The following is a 19,091-nucleotide window of genomic DNA, read 5'->3' on the forward strand; positions in this document are numbered from 1 at the left end:
AGCTCCGAACAAAAGGTTTGCCACAGTATACGGGGCGGCCGTATCGCTTTTAAAGACTTACCCTTTCTCGTACAATTGTCGGCCTTTACACCCAGTGCATGAAACGATCATCACCCACCCATGAGTCTGCTTGCCCTCGGAATCAACCACAACACCGCCAGTGTCGCCTTGCGGGAGCGGGTCGCCTTTGGCCCGGACCGCATCGATCGCGCCCTGCGTGAGCTGGTGGAGCAGCCCGGTGTCAGCGAGGCGGTGATCGTCTCCACCTGCAATCGCACCGAGCTCTATTGCAGCCTGGAGCAGGGGCAGGGGGAGCAGGTGCTGCACTGGTTGCAGCGGTTTCACGAGCTGGATGCGGCCGAGGTGGTCTCCGCCATCTACCAGCACTGGGACGAGGAGGCGGTACGCCACCTGATGCGGGTCGCCTGCGGCCTCGACTCCCTGGTGCTCGGGGAGCCGCAGATCCTGGGGCAGATCAAGCAGTCCTACGCCCACGCCCAGCAGGCGGAGGCGGTGAAGGGGTCCCTGGAGCGGTTGTTCCAGAAATCCTTCTCGGTGGCCAAGCGGGTACGTACCGACACCGAGATCGGCGCCAGCGCCGTGTCGGTGGCCTTCGCCGCCGTGAGCCTGGCCCGGCGCATCTTCTCCGATCTCTCCCAGACCAAGGTGCTGCTGATAGGGGCCGGCGAGACCATCGAACTGGTGGCCCGTCACCTGCGCGAGCAGAACGTCACCCGCATGATGGTGGCGAACCGCACCCTGCAGCGGGCCCAGCTGCTGGCCGAGGAGTTCGGCGCCCAGGTGATGACCCTGGAGGAGATCCCGGACTACCTGCACGAGGCGGACATCGTGATCAGCTCCACCGCCAGCCCCCTTCCCATCCTCGGCAAGGGCATGGTGGAGCGGGCGCTGAAGGCCCGCCGCTTCAGGCCCATGTTCCTGGTGGACATCGCCGTGCCGCGGGACATCGAGGCCGAGGTGGACGAGCTCTCCGACGCCTACCTCTACACGGTGGACGACCTGCAGGGCATCATCGAGCAGAACCTCGAGACCCGCAAGCGGGCGGCCGCCGAGGCGGAGCTCATCGTCCAGGAAGAGCGCGACGACTTCATGGGCTGGTATCGCAGCCAGCACTCGGTGGATCTCATCCGCGATTACCGTCACCAGTCCCAGCAGGTGGCCGATGAAGAGCTGCAGCGCGCCCTGCTGGCCCTGCAACAGGGCGAGAATGCCGAGCAGGCCCTCAGGGCCATGGCGCACCGCCTCACCAACAAGTTGATCCACGCACCGACCCAGGCCCTGCGCCAGGCCGCCGCCCAGGGGGATGCCCACAAGCTGGCCCAGCTGCGTCAGGTGCTGGGATTGTCACAAGAATCATAGTGTTGGGGCGGCCCCTTGGCCGTCCCGTCCTCCATCGAGAATCCAAGAGTCATGAACCCGTCATTGATCAGAAAGCTGGAAGGCCTCATCGAGCGCCACGAAGAAGTACAGGCCCTGCTCGGCGAGCCCGGGGTGGCCTCGGATCAGGACAGATACCGTGCCCTGACCCGGGAATATGCCCAGCTGGAAGACATAGTCCACGCCTTCCAGCGTTTCCGTCAGGCCGAAGAGAACCTCGAGACCACCCGGCTGATGCTGGAGGAGGAGGATGCCGACCTGCGCGAGATGGCGCAGGAGGAGCTGCCGCTCGCCAAGGCGGCCTTCGAGGAGCAGGAGCAGGCGCTGCAGGTGATGCTGCTGCCGCGGGACCCCAAGGATGACAACAACTGCTATCTGGAGATCCGCGCCGGCGCCGGTGGCGACGAGGCGGCCATCTTCGCGGGGGATCTGTTCCGCATGTATTCCCGCTACGCCGAGCGCCAGGGCTGGCGCGTCTCCATCGTCAGCTGCAACGACGGCGAGCACGGCGGCTACAAGGAGGTGATCGCCAAGGTGGACGGCGAGCACGTCTACGGCCGCCTCAAGTTCGAGTCCGGTGGTCACCGGGTACAGCGGGTGCCCGAGACCGAATCCCAGGGCCGGGTGCACACCTCCGCCTGCACCGTGGCCGTGCTGCCGGAAGTGCCGGAGGCCGAGCAGATCGAAATCAACCCCTCGGAGCTGAAGATCGACACCTTCCGCGCCTCCGGGGCCGGCGGTCAGCACGTCAACAAGACCGACTCCGCCATCCGCATCACCCACCTGCCCACCGGGCTGGTGGTGGAGTGCCAGGATGAGCGCTCCCAGCACAAGAACCGCGCCAAGGCGATGTCGGTGCTCTCCGCCCGCCTGCAGGCGGCCGAGGACGAGCGCCACCGCGCCGCCGAACAGAGCACCCGCCGCAACCTGGTGGGCTCCGGCGATCGCTCCGAGCGCATCCGTACCTACAACTACCCCCAGGGTCGCCTCTCCGAGCACCGCATCAACCTCACCCTGTATCGCCTGGGCGAAATCCTGGAGGGAGATCTGGACTGCGTGATCACCCCCCTGGTGCAGGAGTATCAGGCGGATCAGCTCGCCTCCCTGGCCGAGAGCAACTGATGCAGATCCAGCAGGCCCGTGCCCATATCATGGCGACCCTGGCTTCCGGGGAATCCCCCCGCGCCGACGCCGATGCCCTGCTCTGCCATCTGCTGGAGTGCCGGCGCGGCTACCTGATGACCTGGCCGGAGCGCGAGCTCGATGCCGCCCAGCAGGCGACCCTGGCGGGCTGGCTGGCGCGCCGCCTCCAGGGCGAACCCATCGCCCACCTCATCGGCGAGCGGGAGTTCTGGTCCCTGCCGCTGAAAGTGAGCCCGGCCACCCTGATCCCGCGCCCGGATACCGAGGTGCTGGTGGAGCAGGCGCTGGCGCGCCTGCCAGCAGGCCCCTGCGCCCTGCTGGATCTCGGCACAGGGACCGGCGCCATCGCGCTCGCGCTCAAGTCCGAGCGACCGGATGCCGATGTATGGGCCGTGGACAGGATGCCGGAGGCCGCCGCCCTGGCCCGCGCCAACAGCGCCGCGCTGGGCTTGCCCGTCACGGTGCGGGACGGCAGCTGGTTCGAGCCGCTCTCGGGTGCTCCGCGCTTTGCGATGATCGTCTCCAACCCGCCCTACATCGACGGGGCGGATCCTCATCTCGACGAGGGGGACGTGCGCTTCGAGCCCCGCTCCGCCCTGGTGGCGGACGAGCAGGGGCTGGCGGACATCCGCCTCATCGTGGCAGGCGCACCTGCCCACCTGGTTCCCGGTGGCTGGCTCCTGCTGGAGCACGGCTGGGAGCAGGGGGCATTGGTGCGTCAACTCCTGTTGCAGCAAGGCTACGACCAGGTGGAAACCGTGCGCGATTACGGTGATAACGAGCGAGTGACCCTGGGGCGGCTGGCTCGTTGACGATGACGGGCGGGCTCTTCCCGCCCCCGTGCAAGGAAATGTTATGTATGTTGTGCTCAAGCATCTGCACCTCGCCCTGATAGCCGGGGCCGTGCTGATGTTTATCCTGCGCTTTTACTGGTTGCAGACCGGCTCCGCCCTGGCGGGGGCCCGTACCCTCAGGGTGAGCGGCTGGCTCAACGGCCTGGTGGTGCTCTCCGGCGTGCTGTTGTGCATGGTGCTGGACCTCAACCCCCTCAACAACGCCATTCCCTGGCTCAGCGAGAAGCTGACCGCGGTGCTGGTGGTGATGTTTCTGGCCATGATGGCCCTGCGCCTGGCGCGCAGCAACGGCATCCGCTGGTTTGCCTTCCTGGGCGCCCTGGGGTGGATCTTCTTTATCGCCAAGCTGGCGGTACAAAAGCAGGCCAGCCTGTTCGGTTAGGGATGACGACGATGATACGCGTGGACGAATGGACCGATTTCGAAGCCCATGACATCGCCGAGCTGGCGCTGTCGGTGAGCGACGAGATCCGGGGACAGGGTGGGAGCGGGGAGGCCGAGCTGGCCCGCCTCGATGCCTGGCTGGACGAGGCGATTGCCGAGGGGGACTGCGACGAGGTGCGCCGCCAGCTGCTGCAGGGGTTCTACCAGACCCTGGGGTTTCGCGGCGACTGGCAGGATTACTTCTCGGCGGCCAACTGCGACCTGAACCAGGTGCTGGCAAGGCGCAAGGGGATCCCGGTCAGCCTCGGCATCCTCATTATCCAGCTGGGTCGCAAGATAGGGCTGGATGTGGAGGGGATCTGCTTCCCCGGCCACTTCCTGCTGAGCTTCGCCGGCCTGGAAGGGGAGGTCTATGTGGACCCCTTCAATGGGGACGAGCTGAGCCGGCACCGCATCGAGCTGCTGCTGCGCGGCGCCCTCGGCAACCTGGCGAGCCTGAGCGACGACCACCTGCAGCCATCGGGGCAGTGGGAGATCATCGAACGGTTGCTCAACGTCAGCAAGGGGGCCCTGCTGCGGGAGGAGCGGATGACGGAGGCGCTGCGCTGCAGCGAGCTGCTGCTGCGCATGAAACCCGGCGATCCGCTGGAGACGCGGGATCGGGGCTTCATCTACGAGCAGCTCGATTGCCCGCGCTTCGCCGCCGACGATTTCGAGTACTTTATTGAACAATGCCCCGACGATCCCGTGGCCGACGTGCTGAAAACCCAGCTGGCCAGTCTGGATCTGAGCCCCAAGCCACTCCATTGAGGGGGCTGGGAAATCAAGCGGAAGAATATCGAGGCCGCCGTGCCCAGGGCACAGCGGCCGGATGTGGATTCAAGCCCCGAGCCCTTTTACCTAAGGAAGCCTGAGATGGAACAGAAGAATATCAAGATCAACCAGATCGACGTCGCCAACGACAAGCCCTTCGTGCTGTTCGGCGGCATGAACGTGCTGGAGTCCCGCGACATGGCGATGGCGGTGTGCGAGAAGTACGTGGAAGTGACCAGCAAGCTGGGCATCCCGTTCGTGTTCAAGGCGAGCTGGGACAAGGCCAACCGTTCCTCCATCCACTCCTATCGTGGCCCGGGTCTGGAAGAGGGGATGAAGATCTTCGAGGAGCTTAAGCGCACCTTCGGCATGCCGGTGATCTCAGACCTGCACGAGCCCCATCAGGCCAAGCCGGTGGCGGAGGTGGTCGACGTCATCCAGCTGCCCGCCTTCCTGGCGCGCCAGACCGATCTGGTGGAGGCTATGGCCCGCACTGGCAACGTCATCAACATCAAGAAGCCGCAGTTCCTGAGCCCGAGTCAGATGAAGAACATCACCGACAAGTTCGAGGAGTGCGGCAACGATCGCCTTATCCTGTGCGAACGCGGCGTCAACTTCGGCTATGACAACCTGGTGGTGGACATGCTGGGTCTGGGCGTCATGAAGAAGAGCACGGGTGGCTACCCCGTCATCTTCGACGTGACCCACTCCCTGCAGTGCCGTGACCCCCTGGGCGCCGCCTCCGGTGGTCGCCGCGAGCAGGTGGCCGAGCTGGCCCGTGCCGGCATGGCGGTGGGCCTGGCAGGCCTGTTCATCGAATCCCACCCGGATCCCAAGGTCGCCCGCTGCGACGGTCCGAGCGCCCTGCCGCTGGAGAAGCTGGAAGGCTTCCTCAAGCAGATGAAGGCCATCGACGATCTGGTCAAGGGCTTCGAGCCCCTCGATACTTCGGTCTGATCCAGGCTTAGGTTGAAAAATGCCCCGCTCTGCGGGGCATTTTTATTTCTTCCGTCTTCACATGGCGCCGCTTCATGGTCATTACTGCAAGGTTGTCGTGGTGTTAATGATGTTAAATATGTTGTGTGATTGATGTCGCTAAATTGATTCTTATAACGTGTGAAAGTGCCGCCGTCGGAATGGCGAAATGGCATGAACCGGGTGAGAGGTGTGAACTGTCTCGCCGCGGATCCCTGCACGCGTTTTTTGCCATCGCCCGTGTCAATTAATTAACAGGACGTTGAGCATGCACAAGAAAATAGTCAGCAGCCTCTACTTTCAGGTGATATTGGCCATCACCATCGGAATATTGCTGGGGCACTTCTATCCGAGCCTGGGCGCCGATATGAAACCCCTCGGCGATGGTTTCGTGAAATTGATCAAGATGATCATTGCCCCCGTTATTTTCTGTACCGTGGTGACGGGGATCGCCGGCATGGAGAGCATGAAGGCAGTCGGCAAGACGGGGGCCATCGCGCTCATCTATTTCGAGGTGGTGAGCACCCTGGCGCTGATCATCGGCCTGTGCGTGGTCAACCTGCTGCAACCCGGGGTCGGCATGAACGTGGACCCCTCCTCGCTGGATGCCAGCGCCATCTCCGCCTATGCGGAGCAGGCTCAGTCACAGGGCATCGTCGCCTTCCTGCTGGACGTGATCCCGGCCAGCGTGATCGGCGCCTTTGCCAGCGGCAATATTCTCCAGGTGCTGCTGTTTGCGGTGCTGTTTGGTTTTTCCCTGCATCATATCGGTGAGAAGGGTAAGGCTATTTTCAATATCATCGACGGCTTCTCCCAGGTTATTTTCGGGATCATCAACATGATCATGAAATTGGCACCTGTCGGGGCATTTGGTGCCATGGCGTTTACCATAGGAAAATATGGCATCGGCTCCCTGGTACAGCTCGGGCAATTGATCGCCAGCTTCTATCTGACCTGTCTGCTGTTTATTTTCCTGGTGCTTGGCAGTATCGCCAAGGCAAATGGCTTCAGCATAGTGCGCTTTATTTCCTACATCCGGGAAGAGCTGCTGATCGTGCTCGGCACTTCCTCATCGGAATCCGTATTGCCGCGCATGCTGGTGAAGATGGAGGCGCTCGGCTGCAAGAAGTCGGTGGTGGGCCTGGTGATCCCGACCGGTTACTCCTTCAACCTGGACGGCACCTCCATCTACCTGACCATGGCCGCCGTCTTCATCGCCCAGGCGACCAACACCCCGCTGGACTTGTTCCATCAGCTCACTCTGCTGGTGGTGCTGCTCATCTCCTCCAAGGGGGCGGCCGGGGTCACGGGCAGCGGCTTCATCGTGCTGGCGGCGACCATCTCGGCGGTGGGACATCTGCCGCTGGCCGGGCTGGCGCTGATCCTCGGGATAGATCGCTTCATGTCGGAGGCCCGCGCCCTGACCAACCTTATCGGCAACGGTGTCGCGACCCTGGTGGTGGCCCGCTACTGCGAACAGCTCGATGAGGAGAAGATGCAGGAGGCTCTGGCGAAACCCGTGGTGGCCAAGCCGGTGGATCTGCGGGGCTGAACCGCTCCTTGAGCGTGGCGGTTACCCATAAAAAAACGGCCCGAGCGGGCCGTTTTTTCATCATTTCGTTACGCAGAGTGACTTACAGGCTCTGGGTGAAGGTACGGGTCACCACGTCACGCTGCTGCTCCGGGGTCAGGGCGTTGAAGCGCACGGCGTAGCCGGAGACGCGGATGGTCAGCTGCGGGTACTTCTCCGGGTTGGCGATGGCGTCTTCCAGGGTTTCGCGGCGCAGCACGTTGACGTTCAGGTGCTGACCCCCCTCCACCACGGGTTCGCTCTGGACCGGCAGCTCACGGTATTCGAACTGACCCAGATCAGACAGGGCTACTTCCTGGTCGGCGGCGAAGCTGTCGCCCTTGGCACAGATGCAGCGAGCCTGTTGCTTCTCTTCGTCCAGCAGCCAGAAAGAGTTCAGCAGTGCGGCGTTGGCGGACTGGGTGATTTGGATGCCCTTGATCATGGTATGACTCCTCATAGGAAAGCGGATTCAACGGTAAGCACATTACCCTGATGTTTTTAAACCACCTCGCGGGAGGAATGATTTAACGGGGCCTTGCCTTACACCTTTACTTCGTTGGGGTCATATATACCATGATGGTAATAATACGAAAATTGATCCATATCAATAAAATCGCGTTTTTCGCGAAAGGAAAGGCATTAATTCATTGAGATTAATCAAAAAGAGATCATTTTTCTGATTTTGTAAGATATATAAATTATGCATTTTTCAATGACTATATCTAGTAATTTAACTACATCTTTGGCCGTTATTTCCCGTCGAGGAGCTGGCCTGAGGTGTGTGCTGGCCGGGGCCGGGCACAACCCCTCCAAGTGGTCATCACTGGAGATAGTCCAGCGGGGGGCGGGCCGGCCCCCTTCCCGGGCTCTGCTGACCGGGCTGCGGTTGCGTCTTGCCGCCCGGGACCCTATCCTGAGCCCCTTGCTTCGTTGACCGGGGTGAAGCGGCGCCGGCCTGGACAGAAAGGTGGCGTCGGAGCAGGGGAGGCTGGTGCGCCAGCCTGGGTTGTCGATGTGGATTTGCAGAGAGAGGAGACGGGCGTGCTGACCTGGAAAGATGTGATTGGTTCGGAGAAAGAGCAGGAGTACTTCAAGGCGACCCTGGCGACCGTCAGGGCCGAGCGGGAAGCGGGCAAGGTGATCTATCCTCCGGCGACCGAGGTCTTCAACGCCTTCAAGCTGACCGAGCTGGACGAGGTCAAGGTGGTGATCCTGGGCCAGGATCCCTATCACGGCCCGGATCAGGCCCACGGCCTCTGCTTCTCGGTGCTGCCCGGGGTGCGCACGCCCCCCTCCCTGGTGAATATCTACAAGGAGATGCAGCGGGATCTGCCCGGTTTTGTCACACCGGATCACGGTTTTCTGGAGTCCTGGGCCAGGCAGGGGGTGTTGCTGCTCAATACGGTGTTGACGGTACAGGCGGGCATGGCCCACTCCCACGCCCATCTCGGCTGGGAGACCTTCACCGACAGGGTCATCGAGCAGATCAACGCCAGTCGCGAGGGGGTGGTCTTCCTGCTGTGGGGGGCCCACGCCCAGAAGAAGGGCCGCTTCATCGACAGGTCGCGCCACCATGTGCTGAGCGCTCCCCATCCCAGCCCGCTGTCCGCCCATCGCGGCTTCATCGGCTGCGGCCACTTCTCCGAGGCCAACCGCCTGCTCAGCCAGCAGGGGATGAGCCCCATCGACTGGCTCTCGGTCTGCAAGGCGCCGTCCGTGCCGGCCTGATGGCCCTGGTGCCGCCAGGCCGGAGGGGGGTTGTCTGCATCCGACTTGATTGAGTGCAAAGTTCGCGTGATAAATGACCGTATACTCGAGACAGCGTCTTTCTCAATTCAGTGCAAGGAGTGCCCATGTTATCCAGTCTGCATAAGGACCACCTCAACATCGCCAGGCTGCTGACGCTGCTCAAGCAGAAGCTGGCAGCCATTCGCAATGAACAGCCGGTGAGCTATTTCCTGCTTAGGGACGTGGTGGACTACCTCCGGGAAGTGTCCGACAAGTACCACCACCCGAAGGAGGACATGATTTACGACTACTACCTGAAGTACAGGGTGGTGGAGGGGGAGGTGGCGAACCGGCTGCACGAGGAGCATGCGCGCCTGCTGGATGCGGGGACCGAGCTCAAGGAGATGGTGGAGATGATCCTGATGGATGCGGTGATCCCGCTGGATCAGTTCACCGCCAGGCTGGAGGAGTTCATCGCCCAGCAGGAAGCCCACATGAATTATGAGGAAGGGGTGATCTTCCCCCACCTGCGCGACTCCCTGACCGAGGATGACTGGCGCCACCTGGAGCAGCTCTGGCAGAACCGGGCCATCAATGATCCCCTGTTCGGCGCCGAGGTGAGCCAGCACTTCCGGGCGCTGGCCAAGCAGCTTTCGTTGCCCTCCTGATGCCGCCACACATAAAAACAGCGCCCCGGTTTGACCGGGGCGCTGTTTTTATGTGTCCACTCGTACGAGTGCTGCACGGACGGGGGTTGTCACAGTTCCAGGTCGTCCGAGCCCTCATAGGCGATGTCGATGGCCTGCAGCTCCTTTTGCAGGCGGTGCTTGTCTTTAAGCGCCTCGATCTCACGCCATTTGCGTTTTTTTCCCGTTGTCCCGCGGCTACGTGAACCCAGCTCAACGACCTCGTCAAAATCGAAGTTGAACATGTCCATGGCTCCCTCCTTGGTTTTATGGTTTTCACCACCCGTATAACACGACGCCTTTGAAAATAAAACGTTTTTATGACGAAGTTGTGACAATCGAAAAGGGGGATAAAAAAACCGGGCTGCCCTTGCGGGAGCCCGGTTTTATCGGCTCAGGACCTGCCTGCCGAAGGTGGCCGGCAAACGCCTGTTACAGGCGGCTGGCCAGCATGGTTTCCAGCTTGCCCTGGTCGACGGCGAACAGGCGGATGCCTTCCCCCAGCTTCTCGACGGCCATGGCGTCCTGGTTCAGTTCCCAGCGGAATTCGGCTTCGGTCATCGGGGTCGGCTTGGGCTTGCGCTCGCCGGTGTAGTCCAGCTTGCGGACCACGGTGCCTTCGGCCTTGCTCAGCTCTTCCAGCAACGCGGGGCCTATGGTCAGGCGGTCGCAGCCGGCCAGCTCCAGGATCTCGCCGGTGTTGCGGAAGCTGGCACCCATCACCACGGTCGGGTAGTCGTGCTGCTTGTAGTAGTCGTAGATGGCGGTGACGGAGACCACGCCCGGATCTTCGCTGGCGGTGTAGTCACGGTTGTGCTTGGCCTTGTACCAGTCGAGGATGCGGCCCACGAAGGGGGAGATCAGGAAGGCGCCGGCTTCGGCACAGGCACGGGCCTGGGCGAAGGAGAACAGCAGGGTCAGGTTGCACTGGATGCCCTCTTTCTCCAGCACCTCGGCGGCACGGATGCCCTCCCAGGTGGAGGCCAGCTTGATCAGGATGCGGTCGTTGCTGATGCCGGCTTCGTTGTAGAGACGGATCAGCTTGCGGGCCTTGGCGATGCTGGCGGCGGTGTCGAAGGAGAGGCGGGCGTCCACTTCGGTGGAGATGCGACCCGGGACGATTTTCAGCACTTCCAGGCCGATGTTGACCGCCAGCTTGTCGCCCGCGTCGATGATTTGCTGTGCCTTGTCCTGGCTCTGGGATTTGGCCCAGTTGATGGCGTCTTCGATCAGCGCCGCGTATTCGGGGATCTCGGATGCCTTCAACACCAGGGAGGGGTTGGTGGTGGCATCGATGGGCTGGTAGCGCTTGATGGCTTCGATATCGCCGGTATCGGCAACTACCGTGGTCAGGGCTTTCAGCTGGGTTAATTTATCGGCCATGGCAAATATCATCTCTTTATGAGGGCGCACTCTCTTGGTGAGGGCGCAGGCTCGGGGGTGGCGGGCGTGAGACGACAGTTCTGAAATAAAATTACAAAATCCCGGCGGCTCAGGCTCAGAAAGGCACGATGGGGGCGACCCATCACCATTGCCTGCCTAATTAATACGGATGCGGCGCTTCCTGCAATAGGGGCCCTTGTATGGGAATCAGCCAGGTGGTGAAAACGCTACCGATGCCTGAAGAAAAGTATTTGATAAAAAACGACTTTTATTGATTTCCCGGCAGCGGGTCAAGGCGTGAGCAGGCGCAGTTTTTTTGGCTGATTGGCAAATCTGAGAAGTGCGTCACATAAATATCATTGTCAGCTACTTGAAATTTAATTACGTGTAAAACGTTTTGCGTTTCAACCCCCTGTCTGCCCCCTCCCGAAGGCAAACGCTTGCCTCTCCTGGGAGCGTCATTTCCCCTCTCTTACCTCCATGGGGCTAATTGCAAAAAGGTTCTCTCTTGGCTCTAATCTTGGGGCCTCGGGAGGGGGAATCAATTTTTGTTGATTTTTTGCGTGCTAAATGAAGCTTTTTTGCACCAAATCGCTCGTTTTTTGTCTTTCCAGTGAGCCTTATCACTATTCTGAACTCCCTCGCTATGCTAGATTCCGCCCCTTCGGCGCAATGCTAATTCGGAAATTGACAGAGAGCGGTCAGCGCAGACTGGCCATGGATGTGATAACAACGAGAGAATTATGGACACCTTGATTGCAATGATTAACGACCTGATGTGGGGAGCCGTGCTCATTTACCTGCTGATCGGGGTCGGACTCTTCTTTACTTTCCGTCTGGGGTTTATCCAGATCCGCCACTTCGGCCACATGTTCTCGGTCTTGCGCAACAGCCGCAAATCCGACAGTGCCGGCATCTCTTCCTTCCAGGCGCTCTGTACCAGCCTGGCCGCCCGCGTGGGCACGGGCAACCTGGCCGGTGTGGCCGTCGCCATCTATCTGGGGGGCCCTGGCGCCGTGTTCTGGATGTGGCTGATCGCCTTCATCGGCATGTCCACCGCCTTCGTCGAGAGCACCCTGGCCCAGCTCTACAAGGTCAAGGACGAGGACGGCAACTACCGGGGCGGTCCCGCCTACTATATGGAGCGCGGCCTCGGCATGCGCTGGATGGGGGTGGTCTTCTCCCTCTGTCTGCTGCTGGCGTTCGGCCTGGTGTTCAACGCGGTGCAGGCCAACTCCATCAGCCTGGCCATGAACGTGGCGTTCGGCATCCCTGACTGGGTGAGCGGTCTGGCCCTGGTGGTGCTCTCCGGCCTCATCATCTTCGGCGGCATTCGCGGTATCGCCCGTTTCGCCGAGCTGGTCGTGCCCTTCATGGCGCTGGCCTACATCCTGATGGCGCTGTTCGTGGTGGTCATGAACATCGGCGAGCTGCCCGGCGTGCTGGCGCTGATCATCAAGTCTGCCTTCGGCATCGAGCAGGCGGGCTCCGGCGCCATGGGTTACGCCATCTCCCAGGCGATGATCAACGGCATCAAGCGCGGCCTCTTCTCCAACGAGGCGGGCATGGGATCTGCCCCCAATGCCGCCGCCACCGCCACCCCCTATCCGCCGCACCCGGCCTCCCAGGGCTATGTGCAGATGCTGGGGGTCTTCCTCGACACCATCGTCATCTGTACCTGTACCGCCGCCATCATACTGATGTCCGGCCAGTTTGAGCCGGGCTCCGGCATCACAGGGGTGGAGCTGACCCAGCGGGCGCTCTCTTCCCAGATCGGCGGCGGTGGCAACATCTTCATCGCGGCGGCCATCTTCTTCTTCGCCTTCACCTCCATAGTCGCGAACTACTCCTATGCCGAGACCAACCTGGTCTTCCTCGAGCACAACCACAAGGGCGGCCTGATGCTGTTCAGGCTGTTCGTGCTGGGCATGGTGATGTTCGGTTCCGTGGGCGAACTGCCGACCGTCTGGGCCATGGCGGATGTCTCCATGGGTCTGATGGCCATCGTCAACCTCATCGCCATCCTGCTGCTCTCCGGCGTCGCCATCAAGCTGGCCAAGGACTACAACGACCAGCTCAAGCTGGGCCGCGTGCCGACCTTCGATGCCAACAGATACCCCGAGCTGCGCAGTCAGCTGGAAGAGGGGATCTGGGACAACCCGGGCAGAAGCAAACAGGCATGATGATTGCGTGATTGCAGTTGTTTGATAGCAAGAGGGAGCCAGTGGCTCCCTCTTTTTTATGCCACAGGGGCTGGCCGGCGTTTCCTCAGCGGTCGCGATCCCAGTCGCGGCAGGCCTGGCGCAGCCGTCGTTTCAGCTGGCGCAGGGTGCGTTGTCGCTGCGCCGCCGACAGGGGGGCATAACGCCAGCGCCGGTAGAGCCAGGCTCCCTTTCGCAGCGGCCGCGCCAGGGCGGGTCTGAGGCTGGCGAGCCGTTCGCACCAGCTGGCCAGGCTCTCCCCCGCCAGGGGCTGCCAGCCGTGGCGGGCGGCGCGCCGGCGCAGGGGCTGCCATAGCCGCAGCCGGATCGGGGCTAGGCCGGTCCAGAGCAGCAGGCCGCCCACCAGGCCGGCCACCCCCAGCAGGGCGGCCAGAATAAGCCAGTGGGTATGGCCTAAGAGCCCCGGCCAGCGTTGCCCCAGCCGTTGCCACAGGCTGGCGGCGTCATAGTTGAGCACCCAGCGGGCCCATTGGTAGTCGAGATTGGCCCCCCACCAGCGCAGCTGGTTGAGCAGGGCCCAGTGGCGATAGCGCTGCAGGGAGAGGGGGTCGGCGGCGGTGAACTCGCCGCCAAGGGCCGCCGGCATGCCCTCCTCGATGCGCCGGGGGGCTACCACGGCCGTGGGATCGAGCCGCTGCCAGCGGTCATTTTCATCCAGATATTCCACCCAGGCATGGGCATCGAACTGGTGCACCTCCAGATAGTTGCCCCTGGGATTCCACTCGCCGCCGAGGTAGCCGGTCACCAGCCGGGCCGGAATGCCGGCCGCCCGCAGCACGAAGGCGGTGGCCGTGGCGTAGTGACCGCAAAAGCCGCGCCGGCTCTCGAACAAGAAGTCATCCACCCCGTCCTGCCCCAGCCGCGGCGGCTGCAGGGTGTAGTAGAAGTCGCCTTCGCGAAACTCGCCGAGCAGGGCGGCGGCCAGCGCCCCAGCCCCCGGATGGCGGGTCTTGAGCCGCAGGGCGTAAGCCCGGGCCTTGGGGTTGCCGCCGGCGGGCAGTTGCAGGTTGAGGCGGCGGGCTGCCTGGCTGGCAGGCGGCGCCGTGGCGGCCGTGCTGACCCGATAGCTGATGCGACCATCCCCCCTGTCCTGGCGATAGAGGGTGGCGAGGGGACTCAAGGCGACAGGGCCGCTCAGCACCTCGGGGTCGGCCAGGGCCAGGGTCCAGCGGTGGCGCTGGGGTTCGGCGATCACCTGGTAACCGCCGGCGGGCAGCGGCGTCACCGGGCTTGCCGATGGCTGCCCCCGCGTGGGTTGGGACTGCTGCCAGCGGCGCACCTGGTCGCTGAGCAGCCAGCGCCGGCCATCGAACAGCTCCTGGCGCATCAGCGGGAAGTAGCGCTCCCCCGGCGGGGGCGGTGCTTCGGCGAAGCTGATGCGAAAGGCCAGCTCTGAGGAGTTGACCAGCTCGCCGATGTCGCCGGGGGCCACCTCTTCAGAGAGGCCGGAAAGAGCCCGGCTGCTGCTCGGCATCTGCCAGAGCGGCGCTAGCCTCGGCAGCAGCAGGAACAGGGTGAGCAGCAGGGGGCCGGCCAGCAGCAGGATGATCCCGGCACTGCGCCACAGCCGTCGGCCGAGGGGCTGCACCGCCGCCAGCAGGGTGGTGACCGCCAGCCAGAGCGCTCCCGCCATCGCCAGGGCCCAGCCCATGCTCTGCCGTTGCACCAGCGCCAGCGCGACGAGAAAGAAGGCGAGCAGCAGCACCTGCTCCACATCCCGCTCCCGGCGCACCTCGACGAGCTTGAGGCCGTAGCCGAGCCAGAGCAGGTTGATGAGGGCCGGCAGGGTGCCCAGCTGGCGCCACTGCCAGGCCAGCAGCGCCACGCCGAGCATGGCCAGCAGTGCCAGCATGGCGGCGGGCGGGGGACGCCAGCCCCGCCACAGCATCATGGCCCGCACGCCCAGGGTGAGCAGCGAGACGGCCACGACCCAGAGCTGCAGCTGGGGCCAGAGGGCCGGGATCAGCAACAGTTGCAGCAGGGCGAGGAGCGGCAGCAGGCGCCGGTTATCGAGCAGCATCGGTGTCGGCCTCCTGCGCAGGATCCTCGGCATCGACGCGGGCCAGGGCCAGCCGGCAGCGCTGCAGGAAGGCGGGGTCGCAGCCCGGTCCCAGCATCCGGCCCGCCAGGGTCAGGGTGAAGGGGATGCCCCGCCTGGCATAGTCGCCGCACCACCAGGCGAGCACCGCCAGCCGCTGCTCCAGATCCCGGCCGCCGACCCGCTGCAGGCTGAGGTGGGTATCATCCTGCCCCGGCTCGCAGAACTGTTTCACCAGCAGGCCGCGCCCCTGGGCGAGCTGCTTCCAGGCGACCCGGCTGAGCGGCTCCCCGCCCTGGTGGGCCCGCAGAGTGTCGAAATCCCCCACCGAGGCCGGGGTGGGCTGCCCCCGCCTGCCCGCCGCATCGCTCGTGGCTTCCCCGCGCAGGGGGCCGTACTCGGGGGCCGGGGCGAGCCAGCCCTCCAGTTGCAGGTCCAGCAGGGACCAGCAGCGAAACAGGCCCAGGGGGTAGCGGCTCTCCACCCGCAGCCTCTCCAGCGGCAGGCGTCCGCGCCGGATGCCCAGCACCGGCAGGAGCAGGGGTTGGGGGACCGCATCGGCCTGCGCCAGCCAGAGCCGCCCCTCGTTCAGGGAAAATTGCAGCGCCTGCAGCGGCCGTTCGCTGCGCACCGTGATGGACATGGGCAAGGGGTTGCCCGCCTCACCCAGCACGGCTGGCCCCCCCAGCAGGGCCAGCCCCAGCAGGTTGCGGTGGGTGAGCCACATGGTGACCATGAACAGGCTGCCGAGGGCGTAGGCCACCAGCAGCACCAGGTTGTTCTGGTAGTTGGTGCCGAGCAGATAGATGGCCAGCATCACCAGCAGATAGCAGAGGCCGAGCCGGGTAGGCAGGATGAACAGGCTGCGCGAGCCCAGGGTGATCTGGCGTGCCGGCGGGATGCGCCGGGCCAGCCAGCGTCGCTGCCACCTGGCTCTGCGCTGGCGCCAGCTCATCAGGGGCGATCCGGATCGACCCGGGCCAGCAGGCGCTGGCTCAGGGGGCAGGCCTCACCGCGCTGCACTCCGAAGCTGCCCCTGAGCCTGTGCTCGGCCACGTAGGGGAAGACGGCCTGCACATCCTCCACGCTGACGAAGCGGCGACCCGCCACCAGGGCCCAGGCCCGGCTCACCGCCAGCAGGGTCTGGGCGGCGCGGGGCGAGAGCGGCTGTGGCAGCTCGGCATCGAAGCGGCTCTGCTGCACCAGGGCCAGCAGGTAGTCGAGGCTGGCATCTGAGAGGTGGATCTGCGCCGCCTCGGCCTGCAGGGCGGCGAGGTCTGCGGCATCCAGCTGGCGCTCGAGGGGGCTGGTCTGACTGGCCCCGCGCAGCAGCCGCCGCTCCGCCTCCGGGGTCGGAAAGCCGAGGGAGAGGCGCACGGCGAAGCGGTCGAGCTGGGATTCCGGCAGGGGATAGGTGCCCGATTGATCCGCCGGGTTCTGGGTGGCGATGACGAAGAAGGGGGAGGGGAGCGGGTGACTCTGTCCTTCGATGCTCACCTTGCCCTCGGCCATGGCCTCCAGCAGGGCGCTCTGCACCTTGGGGCTGGCGCGGTTGATCTCGTCCGCCAGCAGCACCTGGGCGAAGACGGGGCCCGGGTGAAAGCGAAACTGCTGCTGGTGGGCATCAAAGATCTGCAGCCCTAGCAGGTCGGCCGGCAGCAGATCGGCGGTGAACTGCACCCGCCGGCAGTCGAGGCCCAGCACCTGTGCCAGGGCGTGGGCCAGGGTGGTCTTGCCCATGCCGGGCAGATCCTCGATCAGCAGGTGGCCCCGGGCCAGCAGGGTCACCAGCGCTATTTTGAGCTGCAACGGCTTGCCGAGGATCACCTGCTCCAGTGCCGTCAGCAGCCGGGTTATCTGTGGTTGTGTCTGCACGCGCGCCTCCCTCTTCGTTGCCGCCCCTACAGCTTATACGCCAGCCGCCGGGCAAGGGGGGCAAGTCATGGATAACCCATTGAAACTGGGCTATTTGAACGCCGACTTCACATCGGCTTCACAGAGCCTCATATTGCGCACACCTTGCGGGAATAGGCTGGGAGCACTGCCAGGCACCCAGGCAGCACATTCGACTTATGACAAGAGGAGTAGACCCGATGCAACAACGACAATCCATCCTGTGGGGGGCCGTGGCCACCCTGATGTGGGCCGGTCTGGCCCATGCAGGTGAGGCTTCACCGGTCGATCCCCTGCGCCCCGTGGTGGATGCCAGCATCCAGCCGCTGCTCAAGGAGCACAGGATCCCGGGCATGGCGGTGGCCGTGCTCAAGGATGGCAAGGCCCACTATTTCAATTACGGGGTGGCCAACCGGGAGAGCGGGGCCAGCGTCAGCGAGCAGACCCTGTTCGAGATAGGATCCGTGAGCAAGACCCTGACTGCGACCCTGGGGGCCTATGCGGTGGTCAAGGGAGCGATGCAGCTGGATGACAAGGCGAGCCGGCACGCGCCCTGGCTCAAGGGATCCGCCTTTGACAGCATCACCATGGGGGAGCTTGCCACCTACAGCGCCGGAGGCCTGCCACTGCAATTCCCCGAGGAGGTGGATTCATCCGAGAAGATGCGCGCCTACTACCGCCAGTGGGCCCCTGTCTATTCGCCGGGCTCCCATCGCCAGTACTCCAACCCCAGCATAGGGCTGTTCGGCCACCTGGCGGCGAGCAGCCTGAAGCAGCCATTTGCCCAGTTGATGGAGCAGACCCTGCTGCCCGGGCTCGGCATGCACCACACCTATGTCAATGTGCCGAAGCAGGCCATGGCGAGTTATGCCTATGGCTATTCGAAAGAGGACAAGCCCATCCGGGTCAACCCTGGCATGCTGGCGGACGAGGCCTACGGCATCAAGACCAGCTCGGCGGATCTGCTCGCCTTCGTGAAGGCCAACATCGGCGGGGTTGATGACAAGGCGTTGCAGCAGGCCATCTCCCTGACCCACAAAGGGCATTACTCGGTAGGCGGGATGACCCAGGGGCTGGGTTGGGAGAGTTACGCCTATCCCGTCACCGAGCAGACATTGCTGGCGGGCAATTCGGCCAAGGTGATCCTCGAAGCCAATCCGACGGCGGCTCCCCGGGAGTCGGGGAGCCAGGTGCTCTTCAACAAGACCGGCTCGACCAATGGCTTTGGCGCCTATGTGGCCTTCGTGCCGGCCAGGGGGATCGGCATCGTCATGCTGGCCAATCGCAACTATCCCATCCCGGCCAGGGTGAAGGCGGCCCACGCCATCCTGGCGCAGTTGGCCGGTTGACAGAAAGAGGGCGGTACATTCGGTGAATGTGCCGCCCTTTTTCTGGTGCTGGGGGAATACCCCCGCTAGTCGTACTGCTCTTCCATCCAGGCCTCGACGATGAGCTGGGCGGAGACGCCATCCACGCTGCCCTTGTCCAGGGCCTTGTAGCCGCCACGCTCGAACAGGCGGGCGCGTGCGTCCGTGGTGGTGAGCCGTTCGTCCTTGAATTCCACTGGCTTGCCGAAGCGGCCGTGCAGGCGGTTGCCAAACTTGCGGGCCCGCACCGTGATCTCCTGATCCGTGCCGTCCATGTTCAGCGGCAATCCCACCACCAGCAGGTCCGGCTGCCACTCCTTGAGCAATTTCTCTATCTCGTCCCAGTTGGGGATGCCGTCGTTGGCCTTGAGGGAACGAAGGGGGCGGGCGCTGCCGGTGATCTCCTGGCCGATGGCGACACCTATGCTCTTGGTGCCGTAATCAAAGCCCATGATGCTGCGTGATGACATGGGGTTCCTTACAACGGAATGAGTAAAAGGGGCCCTTGGGGCCCGCTTGGTACAAGGCTAGCTATGCCCCACCTGGCTGGAGAGGTGCAGGGGATTGACGCCTATGCTGATGGCGACAATGGCCTGCGGCCAGCGTTGGCGGTGCATCAAGGTATCAAACCGCA

At 63.7% G+C, this 19,091-nt stretch carries 18 protein-coding genes and 1 pseudogene; 11 read left to right on the top strand and 8 right to left on the bottom strand.

The genetic code is table 11. The features are described from left to right. Window positions 1-120: 120 nt before the first annotated feature. From hemA to AB5Y72_RS20590, 7 genes are all read left to right on the top strand, one after another. Window positions 121-1,380: a glutamyl-tRNA reductase gene (gene hemA / locus AB5Y72_RS20560; RefSeq protein ID WP_042078066.1), complete on the top strand. Its 1,260-nt coding sequence runs from the start codon at window positions 121-123 to the stop codon at window positions 1,378-1,380. Between the two features lie 51 nt (window positions 1,381-1,431). Then, on the top strand, window positions 1,432-2,520 hold the full coding sequence (prfA, locus tag AB5Y72_RS20565; protein WP_318162826.1) for a peptide chain release factor 1: 1,089 nt from the start codon (window positions 1,432-1,434) through the stop codon (window positions 2,518-2,520). Continuing rightward, complete coding sequence (gene prmC, locus AB5Y72_RS20570) at window positions 2,520-3,353, top strand: peptide chain release factor N(5)-glutamine methyltransferase (protein WP_010673850.1); 834 nt, start codon at window positions 2,520-2,522, stop codon at window positions 3,351-3,353. The genes prfA and prmC overlap by 1 nt, the downstream gene beginning before the upstream one ends. Window positions 3,354-3,396: 43 nt before the next feature. Further along, window positions 3,397-3,777: a SirB2 family protein gene (locus AB5Y72_RS20575; RefSeq protein WP_325782124.1), complete on the top strand. Its 381-nt coding sequence runs from the start codon at window positions 3,397-3,399 to the stop codon at window positions 3,775-3,777. Window positions 3,778-3,788: 11 nt separating this feature from the next. Then, a complete protein-coding gene (locus AB5Y72_RS20580; RefSeq protein ID WP_010673852.1) occupies window positions 3,789-4,589 on the top strand; it encodes a SirB1 family protein in 801 nt (266 codons plus the stop codon). A gap of 105 nt (window positions 4,590-4,694) precedes the next feature. Next, window positions 4,695-5,549, top strand: coding sequence for a 3-deoxy-8-phosphooctulonate synthase (kdsA, locus tag AB5Y72_RS20585; protein ID WP_209793434.1), 855 nt, complete (start codon window positions 4,695-4,697; stop codon window positions 5,547-5,549). A 286-nt stretch (window positions 5,550-5,835) separates the two neighbouring features. Further along, window positions 5,836-7,119, top strand: a complete 1,284-nt coding sequence (locus AB5Y72_RS20590) for a dicarboxylate/amino acid:cation symporter (protein ID WP_042078077.1) — start codon at window positions 5,836-5,838, stop codon at window positions 7,117-7,119. Between the two features lie 82 nt (window positions 7,120-7,201). On the opposite strand, the gene grcA is transcribed toward AB5Y72_RS20590, so the two are convergent. Next, window positions 7,202-7,582, bottom strand: a complete 381-nt coding sequence (gene grcA / locus AB5Y72_RS20595; RefSeq protein WP_216989790.1) for an autonomous glycyl radical cofactor GrcA — start codon at window positions 7,580-7,582, stop codon at window positions 7,202-7,204. Between the two features lie 599 nt (window positions 7,583-8,181). On the opposite strand from grcA, the gene ung reads away from it, so the two are divergent. Together ung and AB5Y72_RS20605 are read left to right on the top strand one after the other, a co-directional pair. Then, complete coding sequence (gene ung / locus AB5Y72_RS20600) at window positions 8,182-8,868, top strand: uracil-DNA glycosylase (protein ID WP_042078084.1); 687 nt, start codon at window positions 8,182-8,184, stop codon at window positions 8,866-8,868. A 125-nt stretch (window positions 8,869-8,993) separates the two neighbouring features. Beyond that, complete coding sequence (locus AB5Y72_RS20605) at window positions 8,994-9,536, top strand: hemerythrin domain-containing protein (protein WP_042078086.1); 543 nt, start codon at window positions 8,994-8,996, stop codon at window positions 9,534-9,536. Between the two features lie 89 nt (window positions 9,537-9,625). Here the strand turns inward: AB5Y72_RS20605 and AB5Y72_RS20610 are convergent, their stop codons facing one another. Then, a complete protein-coding gene (locus AB5Y72_RS20610; RefSeq protein ID WP_010673858.1) occupies window positions 9,626-9,805 on the bottom strand; it encodes a DUF3545 family protein in 180 nt (59 codons plus the stop codon). 181 nt (window positions 9,806-9,986) lie between these two features. Further along, complete coding sequence (gene tal, locus AB5Y72_RS20615; protein ID WP_209793436.1) at window positions 9,987-10,937, bottom strand: transaldolase; 951 nt, start codon at window positions 10,935-10,937, stop codon at window positions 9,987-9,989. Window positions 10,938-11,680: 743 nt separating this feature from the next. Between tal and AB5Y72_RS20620 the strand changes: the two genes are divergently transcribed. Then, window positions 11,681-13,120 (top strand): sodium:alanine symporter family protein, encoded by a 1,440-nt coding sequence (locus AB5Y72_RS20620; RefSeq protein ID WP_042078088.1) that lies wholly within the window; start codon window positions 11,681-11,683, stop codon window positions 13,118-13,120. Window positions 13,121-13,205: 85 nt separating this feature from the next. Here AB5Y72_RS20620 and AB5Y72_RS20625 read toward each other — a convergent pair whose 3' ends face one another. From AB5Y72_RS20625 to AB5Y72_RS20635, 3 genes are read right to left on the bottom strand one after another with little or no spacing between them, the layout of a single operon-like run. Next, window positions 13,206-15,179: a DUF3488 and transglutaminase-like domain-containing protein gene (locus AB5Y72_RS20625; RefSeq protein ID WP_325782126.1), complete on the bottom strand. Its 1,974-nt coding sequence runs from the start codon at window positions 15,177-15,179 to the stop codon at window positions 13,206-13,208. After that, window positions 15,166-16,152, bottom strand: a complete 987-nt coding sequence (locus tag AB5Y72_RS20630) for a DUF58 domain-containing protein (protein ID WP_325782127.1) — start codon at window positions 16,150-16,152, stop codon at window positions 15,166-15,168. The genes AB5Y72_RS20625 and AB5Y72_RS20630 overlap by 14 nt, the downstream gene beginning before the upstream one ends. Next, complete coding sequence (locus tag AB5Y72_RS20635) at window positions 16,152-17,072, bottom strand: MoxR family ATPase (RefSeq protein WP_216989794.1); 921 nt, start codon at window positions 17,070-17,072, stop codon at window positions 16,152-16,154. Before AB5Y72_RS20635 ends, AB5Y72_RS20630 begins: the two co-directional genes overlap by 1 nt. A gap of 218 nt (window positions 17,073-17,290) precedes the next feature. On the opposite strand from AB5Y72_RS20635, the gene AB5Y72_RS20640 reads away from it, so the two are divergent. Beyond that, window positions 17,291-18,439, top strand: coding sequence for a CMY-1/MOX family class C beta-lactamase CMY-8b (locus tag AB5Y72_RS20640; protein WP_063859897.1), 1,149 nt, complete (start codon window positions 17,291-17,293; stop codon window positions 18,437-18,439). A gap of 65 nt (window positions 18,440-18,504) precedes the next feature. Here AB5Y72_RS20640 and ruvX read toward each other — a convergent pair whose 3' ends face one another. Further along, window positions 18,505-18,927 carry a Holliday junction resolvase RuvX gene (gene ruvX / locus AB5Y72_RS20645; RefSeq protein WP_012477381.1) on the bottom strand — a complete coding sequence of 141 codons (423 nt, stop codon included), beginning with the start codon at window positions 18,925-18,927 and terminating at the stop codon, window positions 18,505-18,507. Window positions 18,928-18,984: 57 nt separating this feature from the next. Beyond that, a pseudogene (locus tag AB5Y72_RS20650) lies at window positions 18,985-19,086 on the bottom strand (YqgE/AlgH family protein); the annotation flags it as partial. Between the last annotated feature and the right edge of the window lie 5 nt (window positions 19,087-19,091).

Source organism: Aeromonas sp. R7-4 (assembly GCF_040908055.1).
In the GTDB taxonomy this organism is placed as follows: Bacteria; Pseudomonadota; Gammaproteobacteria; order Enterobacterales; family Aeromonadaceae; genus Aeromonas; species Aeromonas sanarellii.